We start from the raw sequence: 24,394 nt of genomic DNA on the forward strand, positions 1-24,394 counted from the left end.
GATATGAAGTCAAATTTATTATCTCTTGAAATGATGAATGGGCAGGAAAGGTTACACGAGGCACTTGAGATGAGAGGGTTTCTAGTCAAGAAGGAAGGACCGTTCTTAATGTTAGCAAGTGGAAGTTCAAAGAGGGACCTTAGGAGTTTGAAAATGCTTTTAAACAAACTGCATATCCCAATCTTCTGGAATGGCGATCGTTTTCAACTGCTTACGAACAAGTTTCCAGTCATGATGATGAAGAAAATCACAGAGCACCGCGGGGAAGAGTTTCCTGTCAGTATGGAAGGGTATCATTTCAGATGGAGAGCATTCGTTAACCGGAAGAATGGACTTAAGGTAGATGCATTAGACCTGGACCCGCACATTGCATGCTTCGTTAAAGCAGTGAACGAGGCGGGAATCCCTTGCCTGGCGGGATGTGATGGTCATTTGAAACATGCGCCTAACCTTCAGTTCTCCGGCGTATATAGTGGAGCGTGGTTTCAGATTATCCAAGAGCAGTATCTTAGCGAATTTGAGCTGAACTATACCTGGAACGTAGAATTTAAAGGCGGTTCAGGCTCACGACTCGTTGCTAGTAAAGCGCGCAACGAACGTTGGGATCGTCATAAAATTTATGAGGATACGTTAAAGATGGCGTACAAATTGAAAGAGCATGCTGATGAGATAAAGAAAAGGAAAGCGAGCAGCTTTAAGCGTAATGCCGGGATGAAGGAAGAGGCAGAAGGATTGCGTACGGATGGTCGCTTTGAGGAGTTGGTGGATTGGATGGAGCGGTTGAGTAACTGAGTCGTTGTCTTGAGGAGCAGTGTATATCTTCCCTTTTGAAGAGAATAGAGGTCAAAAAGGTCACAGATTCGTTTAATCTGTGACCTTTTATTGCGTTTAAAGGCTTGAAAGGTAAGAGAGGAAGGCTATCAATGACCTTTTGAGAGATTTATGTGCTGAAAAGGGAAGAGAAGGACTCTCTCTGTTCCTTTTTCGGAGTATGGTAGAGGCAAAAGGGAACAGAAGCGCCAGGGCGGGACTGGGTACCTGACACCCCGTCCCGCCGCTCCCCGGCCCTATTCAAAATACGCCCACTGATTCACGCTTTTCATCGTAAAATGCTTCTGCAGAACGCTTCTAATCCTCTTGAGACTTCCAAGCTGCCCGCACCATTCATAAACGATTTGTGTCTTGATTTTCTCTTCAGGAAACAGCAACTGTAATTCTTCAACGCTTCGCAAGATCGCTTGGCTGGATTTTTCTTTGGCACCACAGCTCTTGCATATACACTTATGACCCTCAACCTCAACGGATAAGGAAGAGCATTGGAGGCAGGTAATCCCTTTTCGTAAATTATCAAATGTATAAGAAGGTGTTTCATTTAAGGAAGAATCAGTGATGTGGAGCGCATGGAGCTCTTCTGCTAATTTCTTATGGAAAGAGGTTAGTGGAGAAGAGGTCTTCAGTTGGTCTAGAAAAGATGTTAACTGTGTTGGGAATATGATGGTTGGTGTGAGTGGTGCTTGGTAAAGGTGGAAATGGGGATTGATAAAGATGACATACCCTTCGATAGGGAGGGTGTATCCTTGTGATTTTAACAGTTGACCTAGTAATGAGGTAGCTCTTTGCAGCTGGTGGAGAGGGTTTAGAATCTCGTTTTTCGGTAAACGGTAGAATTGATTGTCTTCGTAAATAAAGTCCCCTTCATAATTCTTAATTTCAAAGAGATAGATTTTCTCAGAAGTAATCATAAGCGTATCGATTTGAAACGTCGTGTTTTGTTTTTTGAGTAAGAGGTCGTGAAGTAAATAAGCTTCATTGGCGAGAGGTTCTATAAAATGATCGAATCGTTGTTCTCCTTCGAATCCTTTCAGCCAGCGGGCATAATCGCTGCTTGCTTTGGAGGATAGAGAAGTTCTTTTTTGTAGGGTTTCTAGAATGGTTAAGTGGGAAGGTTTCGTTCGAGGTTTGTATAGCGGCATTTCTTCATTCCTTTCTTGAAGAGGCTAACTAGAGTATAGCACATGGGCTTATCGGGCGTCTGATCTATTACCTTTTAGAGAGAAGATCTTTCAAAAAGGGAAGAGAGGGGGCTGATCTGTGACCTTTTGATAGATAAAAGCGTTCAAAAGGTAAGAGATAGGGGCAATCAGTGACATTTTACTACTTAAAAGCCTTCAAAAAGTAACAGAAGACCGTTATCTATGACCTTTTCCTAACAAAAAGCCATCAAAAGGTAACAGACTCCCCAGGCGGGACTGGGTACCTGACACCGCGTCCCGCCTCACACCTCCCGCGCCCGACACCCCTTCCAAACACCGCAAGACCCCGATCTAAAAAATTGATCAAACGTTTGATCAACACAAACATTAGCACTATGATTGAAGTCCCACGAGCATTTCGTTATATTCAATATAGATTCACGAAACATTTTAGAACCTCAATCGTATAGTTAGATAGAGAGAAAAAGGAGGCGATGGTTTGGATAATGAAACAAGTAATGTCAGAGGGTTTCCCTCTGGTGGGAATAAAAAGATGAAAAAGTTTGGCGGATGGTTTGGGAAAATTGCGCTTGTCGTGGTTGTTCTCTTGGTTCTCACCCTCTTGTCTCTAAGCTGGATTACAGAGTACATATGGATGGGGAGTGTGGGCTACCAGGATTCCTACATGACGATTTTAACAAGCAAGTTTATGCTTGGAATCGTTGGTTTTATCCTGTTTGCTGTCTGTACGTATATTACGTTTAGTTGGGTAAGGAAATCGTATTTAAGGCACTTTACGGAAGGGCAGCTGCCAACTCTTGTAACGAGTAAAAAGTGGAGTCGCTCATTGGTTCTTCTTCTGGCCTTAATCATCGGTCTAATCGGAAGTACAATTGTACAGGGGATAGGATGGGAACCATGGCTTAAGTTCTTAAATTACGAGCCGTTTGGTGTGAGCGATCCCCATTTTGATCGCGATGTGTCATTCTACATGTTCGTATTACCATTCATTGAATTTGCACTATCCACTGTGCTTGGTCTTGCGATTTTCTTCTTATTTGTGGAAATCGGATTGTATTCCGTCTTCACTATGTATCGCACAAGCCGAACAGCGCAAGTCCATCTTGGTACGACGCTTGCGATTATTGGTGTTCTTCTTGCAGCGCAGCACGTGTTTGAACCGTTTTATTCACTTCTAACAAATCGAGTGAACGTAGCGCAACAAAGTGTTGTCCATGGTTTAAGCTACACCGATGATGTCATTAACAATCCAGCCTCATACGTGCTAGCTGGTGTGGCCCTCTTAGGAACAATTTGGGTCATTATTTCGCTGTTCCGCGGCAAATGGAAGAGCATGATTCTGCCGATTATTTTGTATATCGTTGTAGGGATTGTAGCGCAGGGGGCTTCGATGATTGTTCAGAACTTCGTTGTATCGCCAAATGAATTCTCGAAAGAGCGTCCGTATTTGGAAGAGAACCTGGCTATGACCAGGACGGCTTATGAGCTTGAAGATATGACAGAAGCTCAGCACCCGGGAGCAGATACGCTAGACCGGGAAATGGTAGAACGGAATCAGGATACCATTAATAATGTGCGCATTAACGATAGTCGTCCGATTTTGGATGTGTACAATCAGCTTCAAACGTTCCGTACGTATTATGAATTTAATGATATCGATATTGATCGTTACAACATTGACGGGGAGTATCAGCAAGTCTTCCTTGGTGCCCGTGAGCTGAATACATCAGACTTACCGTCCCAAGCTCAGACGTGGGTGAACCAAAACCTTCGTTATACGCACGGGTACGGGCTTGCAATGAGTAATGTGCATGAAATTACCCCACAAGGGCAGCCGGAATACATGGTTCAGAACTTGCCTCCACAAGGGGAACTTGAGATTACACGACCTCAGGTGTACTTCGGGGAAGAGCAATATGACACGGTTGTTGTAAATAGTGGAGTCGACGAGTTTGATTACCCTTCTGGTGATGAGAACAAGTCGAACCGATTTGAAGCAGACACAGGAATCCCGCTTTTAGGTATTAATCGCGCGCTCTTTGCACTTGATGAAGGGTCGTTCCGTTTATTCGTGTCAGATCAAGTAACAGGTGACAGTCAAATGCTTCAGACGCGAAACATTATGGATCGCGTTGAGCGCATTGCTCCGTTTCTTCAGTATGATGAAGATCCGTATATTTTCGTAAGAGATGATGGCACGATGGCCTGGATGATTGATGCATATGTAACAGAAAGCAATTATCCGTATTCGGAAGCCTATGAAGGTAGCAAAAACTATATTCGTAACTCTGTTAAAGTAACAGTGGATGCTTATACAGGGGAAACGACGTTCTACGTTGTTGATCCTGATGAACCGCTCCTTCAGACATACAGAAACATCTTCCCGGAACTGTTCACAGAAGAGGTACCAGAAGATGTGCGTAATCACTTCCGTTATCCAATCGACCTATTCAAGGTTCAGTCTCAGCTTTATCAGACGTACCACATGACGAATCTTGAAGTCTTCTATAACCGCGAGGACTACTGGGAGATTCCGACGGAGAAATACTTCAACGAAGATGTAACGATGGAACCGTACTACGTGACCATGCGTCTTCCTGAAGCAGAGGAAGAGGAATTCGTTCTAATGACGCCATTTACACCACGAAATCGTCAAAATATGATCGCCTGGATGGGCGTCCGAAACGATGGTGATAACTACGGTGATATGATGGTTTATGAATTCCCTAAACAAGAAAACGTCTATGGGCCGCAGCAGATTGAGAACCGGATTAACCAGGATAGTGATATATCTCAGCAGTTGAACCTCTGGTCTCAAGGTGGCTCTGAAGTTATCCGCGGGAACTTACTCGTTCTGCCGATTGAGGATACCATCCTTTATGCGGAACCGATCTATATCAAATCATCCAATGAAACGTCTCTACCAGAAGTGAAGCAGGTGATTGTCGCTTATCAGAACCAGATTGTGATGGAGCCGACCTTTGACCGTGCTTTAGAAGTCTTGTTATCCCGCATTGATCCGGACAGCGAAGCGCCGGAAGGAGAAGGGGAGCAAGGAGAGACGCCTGATACAGGTGAGATGCTTGAATCGAGCCAAGTGCTTCAGCAAGTATCCGACCTATTCGATCAGTATCAGGAACAAACGTCAGAAGGAAATTATCAAGAAGCCGGGCGAATTATGGAAGAGATTCAGTCTCTACTTGAGGAAGCTCAACAAGAGCAACAACCTTCAGAGCCAACAGAGGTTGAAGGTGAAGAAGAGTCAACGGATAGTCCGGAAGAATAAAGAAGAGAATGCCTGCCCCCTTGATTGGGGCAGGCATTTTTTGTGGGAGTTGTGGGCCCGGTCCCTTGTCCCTTTTGGATACTTGATCTGTGACATTTCAAGATAAATCAAAGACAAAAAGGTCACAGATCTAGCCGATCTGTGACCTTTTGTTGCACTTAAAAGCTTAAAAGGGAAGAGAAGAGGGCGATCTATGACCTTTTCATGGTTTTAGAAGCCTAAAAGGTAACAGAAGCCCGCTCTCTGTTCCCTTTTCTAAGTGAAATGGATGCGAAAGGTAACAGAGGCACTCGACTGGGACGAGGGACCTGACCCCGATTCCCGCGCTATCGCTTAAATACTCCAAGAATCCACCGAGTCCCACTCATAAGGAGTCTCCTGATAGACACAATAATTCAACCAATTCGAAAATAGCAAATAAGCTTGTGATCGCCAGCGGTTGAGCGGTTTCTGATCTGGATCATCGTTTGGATAATATCCTGTTGGGACGTTCACATCGAGTCCCTTTGCCACATCCCGCTCATATTCTTCTGCGAGCGTCGTCGACTCATACTCAATATGCCCTGTAATCATGACGTGCTTCTCATCTTTTGACATCATTAATAGCGCTCCAGCTTCCTTCGAAGAGGCGAGTAACGTCAATTGATCGTTTGCGAGAATCTCTTCTTCTGATACATCGGTGTAGCGTGAATGGGGGGCCAGAAAGGCATCATCCATTCCACGGACTAATTTATTCGTTTCATTCATAATACGGTGTTGAAAGACGCCGGATATTTTCTCAGGAAGTTCATATTTCCGAATCCCGTAATGGTGATACAGTGCGGCCTGTGCACCCCAACAAATGTGCAGAACAGAGGTAACGTTCGTTTTTGTCCATTCCATAATTTGAGTGAGTTCTTCCCAGTAAGCTACCTCTTCAAAAGGCAGCTGCTCGACAGGGGCCCCTGTAATGATCATTCCATCATAGTTCTTTTCTTTGATTTCGTCATACGTTTTGTAGAACTGTGATAAATGAGATTTACTAATATTTTTGGATTCATATGTAGATGTGTGAATGAATTCGACGTTTACTTGTAATGGGGAATTACTGAGTAAACGTAACAATTGGCGTTCGGTTTTCTCTTTCTCTGGCATTAGGTTCAAGATGAGAATATTCAACGGTCGAATATCCTGCTTACTAGCACGAGGGTCTTCCATGAGGAAGATGTTTTCTTTCTCTAAAATGTCTTTAGCCGGTAGTGTCTCAGGTATATTAATAGGCATATGCATTCACCCCTTATCTAAACTTTTTCAATATTTCATCTATTATAACAAAAGAATATGATCCTACCACATGAAAATTCTTAGGCGGTGAGGCTTCTCCACCCATTCGTCCCTACCGTAAAAAGGGCGTACCCGTCCCTTCTAACCTTAATAAACTAATAGTGTCATTCTAGAAAGATTGGAGGCAAAAAGATGAATCCTGATATTTGTTTTTTGATTGAGAATGGAGCGACTGTGAGTTGTTTCTTGTCAGATGAAGAGGGGAACCCTGTGCGTACTGATGCGATAACATGTGAGGAAGTGGGGGATCGTGAGGATGTTCTATATACCCTGCCTGACGGACAAGAAGTGACATTACAGAATGTCTTTATTCAGAAACAAGGTTTCGTTGTAGTCGAAATCAATGGAGAAGACGGCGGGTGTTTGTCTAATCCGATTCCTTTTATGCTATTCGAACAACTGCTCCTTTGTGCACCACAGGGAACTGAAGTTGAATGTGAGGCAACGAAATTTAGATGTAGGGCAAGTGTTGTCTGTCGCAATGGTGAATTTATTTCGGTTAAATTGTGGATTGAAACGTGCCAGAATGTGCAAGTGGTGGCGGAAACTTGCCTCGAAATAGAAGGGAGGGTATGTGCCCCGAGGCCGCTGATGGAACCGGAGCAAACGTGTTTGCCGCTTACTAAAAAATCTTCTAAACCAATGATCTCTGGTACTTGGAAATCCCCTTCACAGAAATATCCTCATGCTATCCGCGCAAACAAGGTCTATGACTGGGTCATTTTTAACCAGAAAGAGGAGCGAACGATCCCTGCTGATGAGGTTGATTTTACTTGTTCACCGTGTGAGGTTGGGTTGTTTGTACCCGCTACGATTATTTGTAGCCGTGAACTGTCTGGAAATGTGAGGTGTGGTGGAGCACCAATCGTGGGGGCTGAGGTAACGTTATCCTCTGATTCTGTCCGTGTGACTTTTGATATGAATCCAGTCTATACAGATGAGCATGGAAACTTTACAGTGGTGGCAAATGTAGAAGTTGGAGTTCCTGAAGATGCTACTATTACAGCCACTACTACCATTGATGAAGTGGAGTATTCGATTACCCTGCCTACGAAAATCTCCTGTCGTTCGGAAGAATGTGTATTGTTCGTATTTGAGCCTGATCTTCTTGAGTGTAATGGGGTACTAGAAGGTAGAGTTAGGTGTGGGGAGACCTTGATTGAAGGGGCTGTAGTAACCTTTAATAGCAATGACACAAACGTTACAGTGACCCCTGATTCGGACACTACAGGCACAAATGGAAACTTCCTAGTCGGTTTATCTGCAACTCCTGGAACTTCTGGAGCGGCAACTATTACAGTTACCGCCTCATTCGATGGAAATGTACTGATGCAAGATGTACTTGTTAATTATAACTGTCCTAGTCAAACATGTAGTCTTACACTTGACCCTCTGCCTGCGCTCATTACGTGTACGGGTAATATAAGTGGAAACATTAGCTGTGGAAACGTAGGTCAGGAAGGTGTAGAGATTACTTTTACAGCTATTCCTAGCGTTGTTACGATTCCACCGACTATGTCGGATGTAAATGGTGATTTTGAAGCACCTATAACAGTACTTGAGGGTATTGATAACACATCCGTTCTTATTACGGTTAATGCTGAAGGGTTAGGAGTATCGATGTCAGTAGGGACAAATGTAATTTGCTTACCTCCTGAATGCCCATGTAAATTCCGTATTGGAATAGCTGGCAATAGCGCCAGGGCAACAGTTAACGTGGTGGATAATGGAACTCCTCGAACACTTACAGGTGATATTAATGTATCCTCTGTTCAATGCTTTATAGCTGGTCCTGGATGTAACCCGGCAGTAGATAACTTTAACGTGACGTTTGGTGGTAATCAAGGAAGAACGATTAACTTTATTGGTGGTAGAAGAATTATAATTTCGTGCGAAGACAATACTGTAGCCAGAGTCTTCGGAACTGCACGAGCTCAAGGGAATGTATTTACAGGAATATTCGAAGTCACGATTGAACTTACGATTGGAGCGGGTAACATTGGTACATGGGTGGTAGAAGCGAATGATGTCTTTGGAAATTCATTTGAAACAACGTTCACTGCACCTATTAGTCCAATTACCTTTATTGGGGATTGTGATGATATTCCTTAAAATATGAAGATAAAAGCGCCTGGTGTGAATCAGACGCTTTTTTTGTGTTGCTAGGGGACTGACTGGTTCCTTGTCCCAATTTCTCCTGAGGTGATGAGAAATGAGTAGAATCTATGCCCTTTTAACAAAAATAACGGTTGAAAAGGTCACAGACCCAGCCGATCTGTGACCTTTTTCAATAGTTAGGAGTTCAAAAGGTAATAGAGGAAGGGTCTCTCTTCCCTTTTCAGAGTTTTGAAGACTCAAAAGGTAACAGAAGACCGCTATCTGTGCCCTTTTCTTACTAAAATAGCTTCAAAAGGGAACAGATGCGACCAGCTGGGACGAGGGACGTGACCCCCTGGCCCTGAATTTGATAAAAATCCCATCCCATATTCTCCTCTATATTATGTTAAGATTACAAATGTTACAGAATCATTACATACACCAAGGAGGCACATCATTGAGATTAAGATCTATTATTGTAGCCCTCATCGTAGGACTACTTTTTCTGACTTCAACAGAACGGGTCATTGCTGAAGAGGATCAGGATTTTCAGGACCTTGTTCGTTTCGATGAAGAGATTCATTATTTAAGAGATTCAGGAGTTGTGAACGGGTTTACGGACACGCTCTTCTACCCAAAGGCACCGATTAAACGAATTGATGCTGTTCGAATGATTATGCGTGAATTGGATCCCGATTTAGAAACTGTTGAAGACCCTGGATTTACGGATGTATCGAAGGACCATGATGCTTATAAAGCAGTTGCAAAAGCAAAAGAGCTTGGCATTATTGACGGAATGGGCGACGGGACCTTTCAACCGGAAGGGAAACTGACTCGCGCTCAAATGGCTAAAATTCTTGTGAATGCGTATAAGCTGGAAGGAACGTATGAAGAGTCGTTTGAAGACCTTTCAGAAGATTACTGGGGCTACTCGTATATCAGCACCCTTGCCCATCATAAGATTACGATTGGGTATACGGACGGAACGTTTCGCCCAACCAAAGAAATCAGTCGCCAGAATTTCTCGGCGTTCTTAGCCAGGCATTTAAATGATTACTTTAAACCGAATCAGGAAACACCGGAGCTAAGCGTCGAAGCGGTAAACAATACAACTGTAAGACTAACGTTCGATCAGCCCGTGAGCCATGTGAAAACCTCAGGTGCGATTGAAGGAATTCGCTATGGAATGGATGTAAAAGGCTATGAGTCCATTACGAAAGTAAACGACTCGGTTTATGAGGTTCATTTCCCATTCCCTTTATATGAGTACCAGGAGTTCATGATCGATTATGGACAGATCACACAAGGAACGACGTTTATAGAAGATGAAGATGGCAATCCACTGCGCGGCGGGGTTTACCCATTCTCTCATGAGGATACAACTCCTCCGGAAGTAACGGGAATGACATATAAAGATCAGAATGAAATCGTTGTGAGCTTCTCAGAGCAGGTTCAAGAGCTACAAGCAGGAGATCATATTCGCTATGCACTATCATCGGAAGAGCATGGAAATATGGCGATTAACCATGCGACGTTAAATGAAAAAGGGGATAAAGTAACCCTTGAAACAGCTTCTTCCCTAACTGGTAGCCAGACGTTTACCCTGTTTGTAAATGGGATTGTCGATTATTCTCAAAACGAGAATGAAATGGAGCCTCAATCGATTACAGAAACATTTTCAAGCATGGAGAAAGCTCCATTGGTAGATTTCACGTGGCTTTCACCAGATTCAACCGATGTTTCTCTACAAGATTCTCAAACAGCCTATATTCTGTTTGTAGAAGAAATGGAAGAGAGCGCATTATTAGATCAGAGTCATTATAACGTTCAGACAAAAGACGGGGATAGGCTTTCGGCTGATGAGTTTACCCTTTCTCATGTAGCGGATCATCAAGGAGTCTTAATTGAATCCAAAAATGATTCGATTGCCGGAGGCACAGTAGTCGTTTCAGGTATTCCTAACCACAGTGGTCAGGTTATGAGAGAGACGACAGCTCATATTCCAGAGCAACCAACTAAACCAGCCCTTGAGGATATTGTGATTGATGACGATGGACATATCCACCTTCGCTTTAACCAAAAGCTAAAAGAAGCTGATTTCCGCGATTTCGCCGTTTCTGTAAATGATGAGCCTTATCGGGAGACGGAAATGAGCATGAGCACTTTAACCAACAAGCGTGGTAAAGGAACGATTAACCTGTATCCTCTTCTGCCCATAGACGAGAGCGAAATCGCAGATGGACTTCTGCGTGTGCAATCTGTACAGAATGCAGCGGTGGACCCATCAACTCAAGAAGAGACCTCAGGTACGAAAACTCTTCTAGGCGAACAGGTTGATTTGGAACCTGTCGTTGTACTAGACAGTAGCAAACCAAAGTTAATGCGCAAGCCCGATTCTATTGCAACACGAGACTTTAATGAGAATGGAAACATCGATCATATCCAGCTATTCTTCCAAGAGCCAATCGATCCAAACTCTGTGCATAAGGATCAGTTCGAGGTTGAAGGATATACCATTACGGATGTGAAAGTCGGCGGTAGGGTAACGGATTACGAAGAGCTCGATTCTTACACGGCAGACCGACTTGTTCAGATCACCGTTCAGGAATTAGAAGAGGTTGATGGATATAAACAGCCGAAAGTAACGGTCCGAGAAGGATTGAGAGATCTGGCTGGGAATGTCTTCGATGGTGTGGAAAACAAAGAAGCAAAAGACCGCGTTCAACCGATGATTTTTGTAGTCGGGGATCAGGCAAACGATACGGTAACGGTTATATTCTCAGAGCCTATTGGTTCTGGAATTGAAGAGGTTCACCTATCAGACGGTGCTATCTATGACACGTCGACCGCAATCAAGCTCTATAATGAAGGCTTCGAAGACCCTATAGGCCTTGCCTTTGAGACGATTGCAGTAGATGATCTTTATTCGGTGGAGTATATCATTGAGCCGAATACGATCACAGATGTTCACGGCAACTATGTAGAAGAAGGTACCTATCCAATCTATCCAATAGAGAATATGCAGTAAAAGAAACATGTAGCCTTATTAGGCTGCATGTTTTTTAATTGATCAAACGTTTGATCAAGAGGAATTTATCATGCGGTTGTCTAGAGTTGTCCATGTGTTTGAGGTCAGGATCTATGACTTTTCCGAGAGAATAATGAAGAAAAAGGTCACAGAGTCAGCCGATCTGTGACCTTTTCATAGCTTCGCAGATGTAAAAGGGAAGAGAAGAGGGTGATCTGTGACCTTTTCATAGCTTCACAGATGTGAAAGGGAAGAGAGGAGTGCTATCTGTTCCCTTTTCTTATGAAAAATCACACAAAAGGTAACAGATGAAGAAAAGCGGGGCCAGGGACCTGACCCCTCGTCCCGCGGGACAAGGGACCCGTCCCCCCATCCCTCAACTATGTTGCTCTCTCTTCGACACAATCAATAGATAAAGACCAACCAACGCAAGGGGGAGGGTCCCGGAAACGATGAGCTTTGTATCCTCTGCAATACTTGTCATATCAATAAACACCCTTGGGAGGAACCAAAGAAGAGGGATGATAATGGTTACCCATGATTTACTCCATAGAGCGACTCCGATAAAGACGGAGATGGAAACAGCGACTGCTAGAATGACGCCAACGGTTCCAAATTCAATAGAAGGGGTTTCAAAAAAGCGATCTACATAATAAATAACGATAAATAAGGATGCAGGGATCATTCCAACGAGGGATAAAAAGAGCCATTGCTTGGTTTCGGATAATGAGCTGGTTGCTAAATATCTAAAAGCAATTCTAAACATAATAAAAAGGTTGATAAATAAAATTAAGGGATAGCCGATGAGTTCAAGCAAGGAATATTCCATAGTACCGCGAATCGCGTCATCTATTAGTATAAATGAAAAGGCACCAAGGAAGATAATAGGGATATACTTTAACACTCCAGTAAGGTCAAATGGCATTTCATCTGCTACTTGATTCATGTACTCTTTTGGGGACTGCCCGATGATTTCTTCTACATCTTTCCCGTGCTTCTCAGCCTCGTGTAAATGATCTTTTAGCTCTTCAACGATTTCATTAATTTCTTGTTCATTTTTTCCACTGGATAATAAGTAGACTCTCAGGTTATCTAGAAATTGCTGACTTTCCTTAGACACTTTCATTTTCGTTATCCTTCCTTTCTTAATAAAGAATCAACACTACCAGAAATAGCACTCCATCTCTTCTTGAACTCTTCTAATTCGTCCTCGCCTTTTTTTGTTAACGAGTAATATTTACGTTTCGGTCCGCCTGAGGGCACTTTCTTCTGAGTGGTTGCGACAAGCCCTTCTTTCTTCATACGGAGTAAGAGTGGATAAATGCTTCCTTCCTTGACCATGGTGAACCCATGGGTATGGAGCTTCTCCATCATTTCATAGCCATACGTTTCCCCTTTTCCAATGATGGATAGGAGACACCCTTCTAAGATTCCTTTCAGTATCTGACTCGAAGACAATTCATTTCCTCCTTGGTTGATTTATACAAGTGAAACTATATTGTTATGCAAGATAGTGGGGCTAAAAAATAAGCGATACAAGTACATGTTACTACTTTGTAATGCAATATAGTTTAAAGATAATATACATATGATGGAATTTCAAGTCTAATTATTTATGGAAATAATTTCCTTGACTTAAAGTGAGGTGGGTACTGGAATAAAGCTTCTGCTGGTGAAGTGGAGAAAGCAGGCTTTCATAAAAAAGGGGCTCGCTGTTAAGAGTGTGAAGGTTAATGGGGGTGGGAAAATCATCATCGCTTGCCATTATTAATCTTGATGATGTTAAATCATAACGTTTGCTGAAATAGAAAACCGAAGAACTGCATTAGTTCTTCGGGATTTCTTTTACGTCTTGTGTAATTCGTTATTTATACGTGGAGTTCTCTTTCAATAAGAATTTCTCAACAACTTGCGCTACCCCATCATTTACATTCGTATCGGCCACAAAGTCAGCGATCTCTTTAATATCCTCTGGTGCATTTCCCATCGCGACGCCAAGACCCGCGAATTCAATCATTTCCTGATCGTTGTAACTATCACCCATGGCAATAACTTCTTCGCGTTTTATACCAAGCTCGTCTATTAATTTCTCAATACTTGTTCCTTTTGTGATACCTTTAGCCGTGAATTCAAGGAAGAATGGCTTCGAGCGCATCACGCTGAACTCGTCTCCTAGTTCGTCTTGAAGCTTCTTCTCGACGGCTTGGAGGTGCTCAGGCTCACCGACCATTAATACTTTCACAACAGGTTCTGTGACACCATCCATAAAGGAGTCTACTAATTTAATAGGTAGACCAGTTAGGTCAGATTCGATGGAGGTATAACGGTTGGCCTCTGCTGTTACGATCTCCTCACCCACGTAGGTGTGGATCTGCACGTTCTCACGCTTACTAATCTCTTCTAAGCGAGAAACCGCATCGATGCTTAACGTCTGGCTGAAGAATTCTTCGTTCGTCTGACAGTTGATAATTTTTCCTCCGTTAAAGGACAAGATAAAGCTTCCGTATTCCGCCAGAGAAAGCTCTTTGGCAAAGGGAACCATTCCATAGGTAGGTCGCCCTGATGCGAGTACGACTTTATCTCCTTGTTCTTGCACCTTCATTAAGGCCTGTTTATTGCGCTCTGAAATGCTGTGGTCATTTCCTAGTAAGGTATCGTCTAAGTCTAGAATAATCATTTGGTAAGACATCGCTGCATAATCCTCTCTTTATCTAGATTCATTTCGTATCTATTGTCATTTTACTAGAATTCTTAAGAAATAGGGATAGGTCTTTCCTTTGAAGTATAGGAATATTGTGGTTCAAAGCTGGTCTTATAGAGTTTATAGGATTGATAAAATATTGTGGTATTCGATTATTTCGTTTTCCGAAACAAATAAATTGACCATTCCTTACTTGAGGCGTATCTTTATATGCACGCTTCATTCTATCTAGGATAGATGCAATAAAGATTAAAATTTTAACATCCATTTATTCTATTAACGCATTATTAAGGAGAATTGATTATGGAAAACTATCAAGATCTTATACAAAAGCAGAAATCATTTTTCCGTACAGGAAAGACGAAAGACGTGCAGTATCGAATTGATACGTTAAATAAATTGAAAAATCTTATGAACTCTCATGAGCAGGAGATCCTGAATGCTCTAAAAGCGGACTTGAATAAACCTGAAGGAGAAACAAAGCGTGCAGAGATTGGGCTCGTCGTAGCGGAAATCAATCATATGATTGAGCATTTACCAACCTGGTCTACTCCACAAGAAGTAGAAACGCCATCAACCCATGCTGGTGCAACAAGCTATATTACACCTGAGCCTTATGGGACAGCGCTTGTCATTGCGCCTTGGAATTATCCCGTTCAATTGGCCGTTAACCCGCTTGTAGGAGCTATTGCTGCTGGGAATACAGCTGTGTTGAAACCTTCTGAGCTAACCCCGAATACATCAGCGCTTTTAGCGAAGATGATTAATGACAACTTCTCTGAAGAATACTTATGTGTTGTTGAAGGGGAAGTTGAGACAAGTACAGCGCTTCTGAAAGAAAACGTTGACTACATCTTCTTTACAGGCAGTACAGGCGTAGGGAGAATTGTAGCAGAAGCGGCAGCGAAGAATTTAACGCCAACGACACTTGAGCTTGGAGGAAAAAGTCCTGCTATTGTGCATGAGGATGCTGACCTTGATGAAACAGCAAAACGAATTGCAGGCGGGAAATTCGCCAATGCAGGTCAGACTTGCGTAGCCCCAGACTATGTCCTTGCTCATAGCCGTATTAAAGATCAATTAATCACTAAAATTAAAGAAGCGATCACAAACACGTATGGTGAAAACGTGTCAGCAAGTGACTATAACCACGTAGTAAGTGAACGACACTTTGATCGTCTGCACAACTTCTTGGATAATGGAGACTTAGCTGTTGGAGGAGATTCAGATCGAGCTCAGCTGTTTATTGAGCCAACAATTCTAGACAATGTTTCATTAGAAGATCCAGTGATGCAAGATGAAATATTCGGTCCAATCCTTCCGGTGCTGACGTATGACGAGACATCAGAAGCGATTGAAATAGTTGCAAATCGTCCAAAACCATTAGCGCTGTATCTATTCTCTGATGATCAAACGGTACAAGATGATGTACTGAACAACGTTTCCTTTGGTGGTGGTGCCATTAATGACACAATTAATCACATGACTACGCACTACCTTCCATTTGGCGGAGTAGGCGATAGTGGCATGGGAGCTTACCATGGGAAAGCAAGCTTTGATACGTTTACGCACTTTAAGAGTATCCTTAAACGTTCAAATAAATAAGTCATAAGAAAGCTGGGGATTCTCTACAAAAAGAGAATCCCCAGCTTTTATTTAAATCTAACTCTAAATCTAACTCTAAATCTATTGATCCTCAGCCATCATCTTATAATACTTATAAAGCGCGTGCGTCCCGTCATTATCTCCACCAGCTTCACTTAAGCGGTCATACAGTTCTTTAGCTAGCTTTAAGCCGGGTACCGGTAGTTCCATTCTGTCAGCTGATTCGATAGCCAGGTTCATGTCTTTAATAAAATGCTTCACGTAAAAACCGGGCTCAAAGTTCCCCTCAATCATTCGTGGTGCTAAATTGGTTAGGGAAAAGCTGCCAGCTGCCCCAAACTGAATGCTTTCTAAGACGGTCTTAGTATCGAGTCCTGCTTTCTCCGCATAGGTTATGGCTTCAACGACTCCCATCATCGTAGAAGCAATAGCAATTTGGTTACACATTTTCGTATGCTGACCTGATCCGGCAGGTCCTTGTAGCACAACGTTTTGTCCCATTGCTTCGAATGCAGGCAGTACGGCATTAAAATGTTCTTTATCGCCGCCAACCATAATTGTTAACTTCCCTTGTTCTGCATAAATGTCACTTCCTGATACAGGAGCGTCGTAGGCATGAAGATTCTTTTCCTTAGCTTGTTCAAAGATCTGTTGAGCAAGCTTTGGAGAAGAGGTCGTCATATCAATCAGGTAGGAACCAGATTTGGCGTGCTGGATAATGCCCTGGTCTCCAAGATACACTTCTTCCACATCATGAGGATAGCCAACAATCGTAATGATGATATCTGAGCTTTCGGCTAGCTGTGCCACATCCTCTTGCCATTTGGCCCCCTCTGAAACAAGCTCATCTGCCTTTGCTTTCGTTCGAGTGTACACATTTACTGGGAACCCAGCTTTCATCAAGTTACGAGCCATGCTACTCCCCATAACTCCTGTGCCAATAAATCCAACTGTTTTACTCATATGTATTCACCATCCCACATTTAATCTGTTTTCAGTATAGCAGGTAGATAAAAGGGATGATAGAAAACCGATCGGAGAGAGAGGTTGATGTTCTAAATAAAGTCTTGCTGTTCATGTCCATCCATGACAAATCAGACATAAAAGGGGGACTGTTTGTAGAAAAATATCGAAAAACTTTCCTTGAAAGGCCCGGGATCTATGATACTATTAAAGCAATTAGAAACCGCTTTCATTTTTTTTCGGTATTTCGAAACCGCTTTCGGCTATTCGTTCTGCTTTGAATGGATCAATGGAAGTATTTTTTATGCCGAAAACGAAACCGGTTTCGGTATTGAAAACAACATAATGGGAGGCTGGATGGATGAGGAAACTTTTCGTATTTTGTCTGTTGGTAGCTTTGGTACTAAGCGGTACAGTTCAAGTGGAAGCAGCGAAAAGCAAAGACGTTGAAGGAAGGTGGATGGAGCATAAAGACTTTCACCCTACTAATGAAAATGCAGCGACATCAAGACTCGCTTTCGCAGATTTATTGAATCAAGCAGTAGGATTTGCTGAGGAGGAAGAAGAGATCCTAAATCTAGCAGAAGAGCTAGGTTATTGGCAAGATGAAGAGGGAGATGGGGATTCAGCTATTAAACACGGTGAAGCTGTTAAGCTATTAACGTACTTCTTCCCAAATCAAACATGGGATGCGGATGATAAGTCTAACAAGCCTGTGAAGTGGGGACAAGCCGGTGCTTACATTCAGTCTCTTGCTGATACGGTGTTTACTTCCGGTACATACACCAATAAGACAGTTGAGGGATCAGCTCTTATTACCCAATCGGACGTTACACTTGAAAATGTCACGATTAAAGGGGACTTACTCTTAACAAAAGGCGCTAGTAATGCGGTACTGAACCATGCGACAGTAGAGGGTAATGTTTACATCGAAGCGTCTATACAAAATACAATCAAATTGGTTGAGTCCGACATCAATCAAGCGATTGTCTATACATTTGGACAAGAAGCATCTGACTGGACGCTTGTTTGGAATGATGAGTTCTTAACAGATGACATAGATCCTGATAAGTGGACATACGACCTCGGAAACTGGATTGTGGATGAGGATGGAAATGGAGTTGCTGCTGGTTGGGGAAACAATGAGCAGGAGTACTATACCGATTCGAAAGAAAACTCTTATATTGAAGACGGTCATTTAGTGATTAAAGCGAAAGAAGAAACGGTATCAGATAAGTTTGGAACATACGACTATACGTCAGCCAAGTTAAAAACGAAAGGCTTATTCAGCAAAAAGTACGGTAAATTCGAAGCGCGTATGAAGCTTCCTGAGGGCCAAGGCTATTGGCCTGCGTTTTGGATGATGCCTGAGGACAGCGTTTACGGCAACTGGCCTGTATCTGGTGAAATTGACATCATGGAGGCAGCTGGAAAAGATACGAGTACGGTTGGCGGAACGATTCACTACGGTAAAGAATGGCCGAACAATACGTATACGGGTGATGAATACCACTTCCCTGAAGGGGAGGACTACACAGGTTACCATACCTACTCTCTTGAGTGGGAGCCTGGTGAACTCCGCTGGTATGTAGATGGTGAACTGTACCAGACGTTAAACAAATGGTTTAGCAAAGGCACCAATGAAGCAGCGAATTACACATTCCCTGCGCCATTTGATCAAGAATTCTACATGATCTTAAATCTGGCTGTTGGTGGCTGGTATGGTGGTGATGTGGATGAGACAACTGAATTTCCTGGCAAGATGGAAGTGGACTATGTGAGGGTTTATGAACTAACAGGTCGTGACTATATGGAACCTGTGGAGCCAAGCTATGAGCCTGAAACTCTTCCTGAAGATGCGAAACAACCGCAAGAGGATGGAAACCTGATTTACGATACATCTTATAATGAAGGATTCACTATTGTGGATGGAACAAACGTTGACATGAACGACACATATTGGAATTTCCTTACGCTACCGGACTTTGCTGGAGAAGGTAGTATTAAAACAGATGAGGTAAACGGGACTACGTTTGCCAAGACGGAAATCATAAATCCGGGTAATGCGCTATGGGCCCTGCAATTGATTCAGAACGTTTCGATTGGTGAAGGTCGCACCTATAAGGTGAGCTTTGACGCTAAATCGGATGGGAATCGTTCCTTGATGACGAAAGTATCTGGTGGTGCTGAACGAGGCTACGCCAATTACTCTGGTGAACAAACGATGAACTTAACAAGTGAAGTTCAGTCATATGAATATACGTTTACGCTTAACCAAGAGACAGATCTTGCCGCTCGTTTAGAATTCAATATGGGTCAGACTTCAACAAACCCTGTTTGGATTGGGAATGTAAGAGTAGAAGACATTACAGGGCAGGTTGATGAATCAAATCAAAAAGAACCGTTAGCAGATGGTAACCATGTGTATAACGGAACATTCGACCAAGGTGACTTCAGCCGACTTGTCTACTGGGAAACAGTAACCCAAAATAGCGCAGAAGCTGAAGCTTATGTGACAGCAGAAGAGCGATTTATGCATATGAATATTGCAGATGGCGGATCTGATATGAAAGATATTCAGTTGAAGCAAAACGGTCTGCAATTCTTAAAAGGAAGCACCTATGACCTCACATTCCGGGCGAAGGCTCAACAAGATAAAGAGATATCCGTTAGCTTTGTGAATGAGGATGGATCCATGGTTTATCAAGAAGCTGAAGTTATTTCCTTAGGAAGTGAATGGAACACGTATACCGTTCCATTTGAAATGACGAAAGAAATGTCTGATTTGGATGGTCAACTGATCTTTAACATGGGTGGAGATGCGGCAAACGTTTATATGGATGACGTTCGTCTGGATCAAACATCTAGTTATGTTGATTACAGTGATGTTGATTTGAGTCCGTTAACGAATGGCTATTTCTTAGAAGGTATGAAATTATGGTCTAATTACGTTCACTTTGATGCTAATGCTAATGTAGAGGTAGTGGATGAAGCCTTGAATGTTGATATCACAAATGCAGGAAATGAAACTTGGAGCGTCCTTGTAGAACAACCTGGTTTAAAATTATCTAAAGGGATATCGTACGAGTTATCTTTTGACGCCAAATCTTCTGTACCACGTGATATCGAGGTAACGTTAGAGAATGCTGGTTATTACCGATACCTTAGTGAAAAAGTTTCCTTAACCGAAGACTACAATACTTTTACTTATCAATTCGAGATGCCAGCAAATGATACGGTTTCTCTAAAATATCTAATGGGCCAATTTGCTGGAGAGCATTCCATTGAGATCGACAACGTCAGTCTGGAAGTCGTTATGCCAGAACAAGCAAATTAAGATCTCTTATGAAACTAAGATGAGAATCAAAAAAGACAAGAATCGCAAATCGATTCTTGTCTTTTTTTGTCCTCTTCAAATTGTTATACACCAAATAGAACAATTTTGTTATAATAAGAGTAGAACAGAATGGAGGTGGGAGGATGTATATTCAAATTGAGCCAGACTCGGATATACCGATCTATTCCCAGGTGAGCACGCAGGTTATGGAAGAAATTATTCGCGGAGAATTGCAGGCTGGTGATGTATTGCCGTCTGTACGTGGTCTTGCAGGAGACCTTGGTGTGAACATGCATACGATTAATAAGAGTTATCATGACTTGGAGGCAAAAGGGGTTATAACGATCGTACCGAAATCAGGGGCTGTTATAAACGCGGATCCAACGAAAGATATCTCTAAAGAGCAACATGATAGATTGTCTGAAAAGCTACGACCTACTGTTGTTGAGGCTATGGTTTCAGGGATGAATGATGAACAGATTCACGCGCTTGTAGACTCAATAATGAGAAATGTAAGGGAGATGAAGTAAATGGAAGGGATCATTTTATTCTTATCCACGCTGATCGTGAGTGTCATTCAAGTTTCTATACCGTTCTTGGTGAAACGGACTGTTGTGTTTGGTGTGACGGTGCCGATGGAACATACGAAACACGCGGTGATTAAGCGATCGAAGAAAATCTATTCTCTTATTACCGGTGTGTTAACTCTTGGGGTTCTTATCACGTTCTTAGTTTGGAGCATGAGCACGAGTCCGAGCGATGTCCAGATGGCGCTAGCGGGAATGATGTTGCCGCTTCTCGTGATTGTTACGTCTCTTGCTCTTTACTTCTATTTCCATGTGAAGATCTCTAAGTTGAAGAAGGAAAAGCGCTGGTTTGAAGGGAAAAAGCAAGTGAAAATCTCAGACCTTACTATACGAGCCAACGATGAAATGCTGCCTTGGTATGTGGTTTCCCTGCCTGTCCTTTTAACGATTGGATTAATCGCTTTTACAGTAGCTAACTATAATCAATTCCCAGATCAGATTCCGGTCCACTGGGGAGCGGATGGAAAACCAGATGCTTATACGGAAAAGAGTGTCTTTTCGGTGTTATCTCTTCCGCTTATATTGCTTGTCCTTCAAGGAATGTTCGTAGGAATCACCGAGATGACGAAGCGTTCTGGTATTAAAATCCGCCCGACCAATAAACAAGCGTCTAAAAAGAGGCAAATGAACTTACGTAAATACACAAGCTGGTTATTGCTATTGGTCTCATTGTTACTAACGATGCTATTCTCATTTCTGCAAGTAATGACGCTTTATGGGAACATATTTGGCGACATGATGATCATGTTGGTACCTCTTATTTTCATGTTTCTCACATTGGCCGGATCGGTCGTCTTTGCCATTAAAGTGGGGAAAGTCGATTCTGATTTAGATGAAGTGGTTGTGACAGATCAAGATTATCAGATAGAGGAGTATGATGAAGACAGGTACTGGATCGGTGGGATGATCTACTTTAATAAGCAAGATCCTTCTGTGTTGGTAGAGAAGCGGTTCGGGATCGGAATGACGATAAACTTTGCACGTCCTATGGCTTACATGGTGTTAGTAGTTCCAATACTACTAATTTTATTACTGTCTTTCCTTTAAAGAGTATCCTTCAAAAATTGGCAAAATCCCTTTGATATCAAAGGTGATAAGCTTTTGATCAAACGTTTGATCAATTCTATTTAGTTAAAAAATAAGACAGGGCTCTAGAGCCCTGTCTTATTTCTGTACATCTAATGAAGAGTTTAGATGTCGCATCCTTCATCTGTACATACTTCTGTATCTTTCCCGCCAATGGATTCAAATGCCGGTGCTTGTTTCTCTTCTTCGTAAGCTTTCTGTAACCCTTGTAAGAAGACTTCTTTCGGCTGAGCGCCGGAGATGGCAAATTTACGGTTGAAGACGAAGAACGGAACGCCTTGAACGCCGATTTGGCCCGCTTCTTGCTCATCATTTCTGACAGCTTCAGCATATTTCTCTTCCGTAAAGGCAGCTTTTACGTCTTCTTCTGACAGACCCGCTTCTAAGGCGATTTCTTTTAAGACAGAGCGGTCCCCGACGTGTTTACCGGCTTCAAAGTAAGAATGGAACAGCTGCTCTGATACTTTGTTGCCGATTCCTTTCTCAGAAGCTCGTTGGAACAGACGATGAGCATCGAACGTATTCGTTGGAATGGTGCGATCAAAGTCAAAATCAAGCCCTTCAGCAGCTGCTTGCTGAGTCATGTTTGCTGTCATTTCTTTCGCTTCTTCCAAGCTTTTCCCGTACTTTTGAGCAAGTTTTTCATTTGTTGTCTGATTGCTATTTACTGGAGCATTTGGATCTAATTCGAAGCTTTTAAACTGTATATCAATTTCTACTTGATCGGCTTGTTCAAATTCCTTCATAGCCGCTTCTAAACGACGTTTTCCAATATAGCAAAACGGACAAACTACATCTGACCATACTTCAATTCTCATGTTAACGACCTCCATGTTTCTTTCGTGGCTCTATTATAACATCAGCGAGGCTTATAGGCATGTGAGGTGATTGGGGGGGATGGATCGATTTTATTAAGGGAGGCATTACATACTTGGTGGAAAGGGTATAAAATAAGACAAAAAGCCTCACCGAGGAGGAATAGGGATGCACGTCGAACTCATCGTAGATTCGAAATCGTTATTAGGGGAAGGACCCAGTTGGGATCGTGAGAAGAAAGTGCTTTACTGGGTTGATATCTTGGGGGAACAAATCCACTTTTATCAACCTAACACTACTGAGAACAAAACCATTGATGTTGGACAGGTTCCTGGAGCTATTGCCCCAAGGGAAAATGGGGGAGCCGTGCTTGCTCTTGAGAATGGATTTTACGCTTATAATGGAGCTGGTGAGACGTTCGAGTTTATTTGTAATCCTGAGGAACATTTACCTCATAACCGTTTCAATGATGGCAAGTGTGACCCGGCGGGGAGATTTTGGGCAGGAACAATGGACAAAGAAGAGGAAAAGAGGAGCGGGACTCTCTATTGCCTCGATGAGAACCGTTCTGTTAAGGAGAAAGTCACTGGGGTAGGCATTTCAAATGGAATAGCGTGGTCACCGGATCACACGTACATGTATTACATTGATACATTCGACAATCAGGTGGTACGGTATCAGTATGAAATGGCAACAGGTGAAATCCAGAATCCTGATTCAGTACTTTCATTTGAGCAGGAAGAGGGTGCTCCAGATGGAATGACGATCGATGAAGAAGGGATGCTTTGGATTGCGCACTTTGGCGGAGCTAAAGTGTCCAGATGGAACCCTGCGACAGGTGAAAAAGTAGATGAAATCCAGGTTCCTGCTCTCAATGTAACGTGCTGTGTCTTCGGCGGAGAGAACATGAATGAACTGTTTATCACTACTGCCAGGAAAGACATGAGTGAAGAAGACCTTCAGAAATATCCACATGCAGGCGGGCTCTTTAAAGTGAAAACCAACGTGCGTGGTTGCGAATCTTACAAGTTTTCAGGATAGGATCAAGAAATAGTAAGGAAGGAATGAGACTGATGAAAGTGAACCTTCAAACCATTGCAGAAAACGCAGAAATAAATGATGGCGATGTAAATATCTATCTAGACAAAGAGACAGGTCAATTGGTCAAGATTACACATGATGAGATTCGTGATGCAAAAGATGAAAAACCAGTTGATCATTTACCTGATTGGCAGCAAGAAAACCGCAAATGGGCTGACTTGTTTGTAGCTGATGAGGATGGCCGCTTCGTAGAATTGCCCACACCTCGTGACCTGGACGAGTACAGGGTGATGGAATCCTTTGCTCAATCGGTAGAGGATGAAGAGAAAGGAAACAAGTTACTCCGCGCCATCCGTGGACGAGGAGCTTTCCGTCGCTTTAAAGATATGGTCGGGGATCTGGGCCTTGAGGAAGATTGGGTTGCTTACCGCGAAACTCAATTTCTCAAAGTCGCTAAGAGATGGTGTGAGGATGAAGGAATTCCTTACGAATCCTAAATTGATCAAACGTTTGATCAAGGAAAAGAGGGA

At 42.7% G+C, this 24,394-nt stretch carries 17 protein-coding genes; 10 read left to right on the forward strand and 7 right to left on the reverse strand.

Translation table 11 applies throughout. The annotated features are described in order from the left end of the window. The first annotated feature begins 3 nt into the window (after positions 1-3). Positions 4-792 carry a hypothetical protein gene (locus LQ226_RS16695; protein ID WP_231419134.1) on the forward strand — a complete coding sequence of 263 codons (789 nt, stop codon included), beginning with the start codon at positions 4-6 and terminating at the stop codon, positions 790-792. Positions 793-1,067: 275 nt separating this feature from the next. Here LQ226_RS16695 and LQ226_RS16700 read toward each other — a convergent pair whose 3' ends face one another. Further along, positions 1,068-1,973: a nuclease-related domain-containing protein gene (locus tag LQ226_RS16700; RefSeq protein ID WP_231419135.1), complete on the reverse strand. Its 906-nt coding sequence runs from the start codon at positions 1,971-1,973 to the stop codon at positions 1,068-1,070. A 499-nt stretch (positions 1,974-2,472) separates the two neighbouring features. Here LQ226_RS16700 and LQ226_RS16705 point away from each other — a divergent pair, with 499 nt between their 5' ends. Continuing rightward, entirely contained in the window at positions 2,473-5,280 is a 2,808-nt protein-coding gene (locus LQ226_RS16705; protein ID WP_354665922.1) for a UPF0182 family membrane protein, read from the forward strand. Positions 5,281-5,613: 333 nt separating this feature from the next. Here the strand turns inward: LQ226_RS16705 and metA are convergent, their stop codons facing one another. Next, complete coding sequence (gene metA / locus LQ226_RS16710; RefSeq protein WP_231419137.1) at positions 5,614-6,543, reverse strand: homoserine O-acetyltransferase MetA; 930 nt, start codon at positions 6,541-6,543, stop codon at positions 5,614-5,616. Positions 6,544-6,735: 192 nt separating this feature from the next. Between metA and LQ226_RS16715 the strand changes: the two genes are divergently transcribed. Then, complete coding sequence (locus LQ226_RS16715) at positions 6,736-8,715, forward strand: BMQ_0737 family morphogenetic spore coat protein (protein WP_231419139.1); 1,980 nt, start codon at positions 6,736-6,738, stop codon at positions 8,713-8,715. Between the two features lie 442 nt (positions 8,716-9,157). Further along, positions 9,158-11,728 (forward strand): S-layer homology domain-containing protein, encoded by a 2,571-nt coding sequence (locus LQ226_RS16720; protein ID WP_231419140.1) that lies wholly within the window; start codon positions 9,158-9,160, stop codon positions 11,726-11,728. Positions 11,729-12,104: 376 nt separating this feature from the next. On the opposite strand, the gene LQ226_RS16725 is transcribed toward LQ226_RS16720, so the two are convergent. From LQ226_RS16725 to LQ226_RS16735, 3 genes are all read right to left on the reverse strand, one after another. Then, positions 12,105-12,854 (reverse strand): HAAS domain-containing protein, encoded by a 750-nt coding sequence (locus LQ226_RS16725; protein WP_231419142.1) that lies wholly within the window; start codon positions 12,852-12,854, stop codon positions 12,105-12,107. Positions 12,855-12,859: 5 nt separating this feature from the next. After that, a complete protein-coding gene (locus tag LQ226_RS16730) occupies positions 12,860-13,186 on the reverse strand; it encodes a PadR family transcriptional regulator (RefSeq protein WP_231419144.1) in 327 nt (108 codons plus the stop codon). Between the two features lie 406 nt (positions 13,187-13,592). Next, positions 13,593-14,417: a Cof-type HAD-IIB family hydrolase gene (locus LQ226_RS16735; protein ID WP_231419147.1), complete on the reverse strand. Its 825-nt coding sequence runs from the start codon at positions 14,415-14,417 to the stop codon at positions 13,593-13,595. A gap of 315 nt (positions 14,418-14,732) precedes the next feature. Here LQ226_RS16735 and LQ226_RS16740 point away from each other — a divergent pair, with 315 nt between their 5' ends. Continuing rightward, positions 14,733-16,034 (forward strand): aldehyde dehydrogenase, encoded by a 1,302-nt coding sequence (locus LQ226_RS16740; RefSeq protein WP_231419149.1) that lies wholly within the window; start codon positions 14,733-14,735, stop codon positions 16,032-16,034. Positions 16,035-16,115: 81 nt separating this feature from the next. Here LQ226_RS16740 and LQ226_RS16745 read toward each other — a convergent pair whose 3' ends face one another. Then, a complete protein-coding gene (locus tag LQ226_RS16745; RefSeq protein WP_231419152.1) occupies positions 16,116-16,997 on the reverse strand; it encodes an NAD(P)-dependent oxidoreductase in 882 nt (293 codons plus the stop codon). Between the two features lie 361 nt (positions 16,998-17,358). Between LQ226_RS16745 and LQ226_RS16750 the strand changes: the two genes are divergently transcribed. From LQ226_RS16750 to LQ226_RS16760, 3 genes are all read left to right on the forward strand, one after another. Then, positions 17,359-20,334 carry a carbohydrate binding domain-containing protein gene (locus LQ226_RS16750; protein WP_231419154.1) on the forward strand — a complete coding sequence of 992 codons (2,976 nt, stop codon included), beginning with the start codon at positions 17,359-17,361 and terminating at the stop codon, positions 20,332-20,334. 143 nt (positions 20,335-20,477) lie between these two features. Then, positions 20,478-20,864, forward strand: coding sequence for a GntR family transcriptional regulator (locus LQ226_RS16755; RefSeq protein ID WP_231419156.1), 387 nt, complete (start codon positions 20,478-20,480; stop codon positions 20,862-20,864). Beyond that, positions 20,865-21,968, forward strand: coding sequence for a DUF1648 domain-containing protein (locus LQ226_RS16760; protein WP_231419158.1), 1,104 nt, complete (start codon positions 20,865-20,867; stop codon positions 21,966-21,968). It abuts the gene before it with no gap. A 143-nt stretch (positions 21,969-22,111) separates the two neighbouring features. On the opposite strand, the gene LQ226_RS16765 is transcribed toward LQ226_RS16760, so the two are convergent. Beyond that, positions 22,112-22,825: a DsbA family oxidoreductase gene (locus LQ226_RS16765; protein ID WP_231419160.1), complete on the reverse strand. Its 714-nt coding sequence runs from the start codon at positions 22,823-22,825 to the stop codon at positions 22,112-22,114. A gap of 160 nt (positions 22,826-22,985) precedes the next feature. Here LQ226_RS16765 and LQ226_RS16770 point away from each other — a divergent pair, with 160 nt between their 5' ends. Together LQ226_RS16770 and LQ226_RS16775 are read left to right on the forward strand one after the other, a co-directional pair. After that, on the forward strand, positions 22,986-23,864 hold the full coding sequence (locus tag LQ226_RS16770; RefSeq protein ID WP_231419370.1) for an SMP-30/gluconolactonase/LRE family protein: 879 nt from the start codon (positions 22,986-22,988) through the stop codon (positions 23,862-23,864). Positions 23,865-23,896: 32 nt separating this feature from the next. Continuing rightward, positions 23,897-24,361: a UPF0158 family protein gene (locus LQ226_RS16775; RefSeq protein ID WP_231419162.1), complete on the forward strand. Its 465-nt coding sequence runs from the start codon at positions 23,897-23,899 to the stop codon at positions 24,359-24,361. Positions 24,362-24,394: the final 33 nt, after the last annotated feature.

Origin of the sequence: Pontibacillus sp. HN14 (assembly GCF_021129245.1) — a bacterium.
In the GTDB taxonomy this organism is placed as follows: Bacteria; Bacillota; Bacilli; order Bacillales; family BH030062; genus Pontibacillus.

Bases quoted from the DNA above. Each gene is read 5' to 3' on its own strand.
- LQ226_RS16695 (WP_231419134.1), top strand. From the start codon at position 4: ATGAAGTCAAATTTATTATCTCTTGAAATGATGAATGGGCAGGAAAGG.
- LQ226_RS16700 (WP_231419135.1), bottom strand. From the start codon at position 1,973: ATGCCGCTATACAAACCTCGAACGAAACCTTCCCACTTAACCATTCTA.
- metA (WP_231419137.1), bottom strand. From the start codon at position 6,543: ATGCCTATTAATATACCTGAGACACTACCGGCTAAAGACATTTTAGAG.
- LQ226_RS16715 (WP_231419139.1), top strand. From the start codon at position 6,736: ATGAATCCTGATATTTGTTTTTTGATTGAGAATGGAGCGACTGTGAGT.
- LQ226_RS16725 (WP_231419142.1), bottom strand. From the start codon at position 12,854: ATGAAAGTGTCTAAGGAAAGTCAGCAATTTCTAGATAACCTGAGAGTC.
- LQ226_RS16735 (WP_231419147.1), bottom strand. From the start codon at position 14,417: ATGTCTTACCAAATGATTATTCTAGACTTAGACGATACCTTACTAGGA.
- LQ226_RS16740 (WP_231419149.1), top strand. From the start codon at position 14,733: ATGGAAAACTATCAAGATCTTATACAAAAGCAGAAATCATTTTTCCGT.
- LQ226_RS16745 (WP_231419152.1), bottom strand. From the start codon at position 16,997: ATGAGTAAAACAGTTGGATTTATTGGCACAGGAGTTATGGGGAGTAGC.
- LQ226_RS16750 (WP_231419154.1), top strand. From the start codon at position 17,359: ATGAGGAAACTTTTCGTATTTTGTCTGTTGGTAGCTTTGGTACTAAGC.
- LQ226_RS16755 (WP_231419156.1), top strand. From the start codon at position 20,478: ATGTATATTCAAATTGAGCCAGACTCGGATATACCGATCTATTCCCAG.
- LQ226_RS16760 (WP_231419158.1), top strand. From the start codon at position 20,865: ATGGAAGGGATCATTTTATTCTTATCCACGCTGATCGTGAGTGTCATT.
- LQ226_RS16765 (WP_231419160.1), bottom strand. From the start codon at position 22,825: ATGAGAATTGAAGTATGGTCAGATGTAGTTTGTCCGTTTTGCTATATT.
- LQ226_RS16775 (WP_231419162.1), top strand. From the start codon at position 23,897: ATGAAAGTGAACCTTCAAACCATTGCAGAAAACGCAGAAATAAATGAT.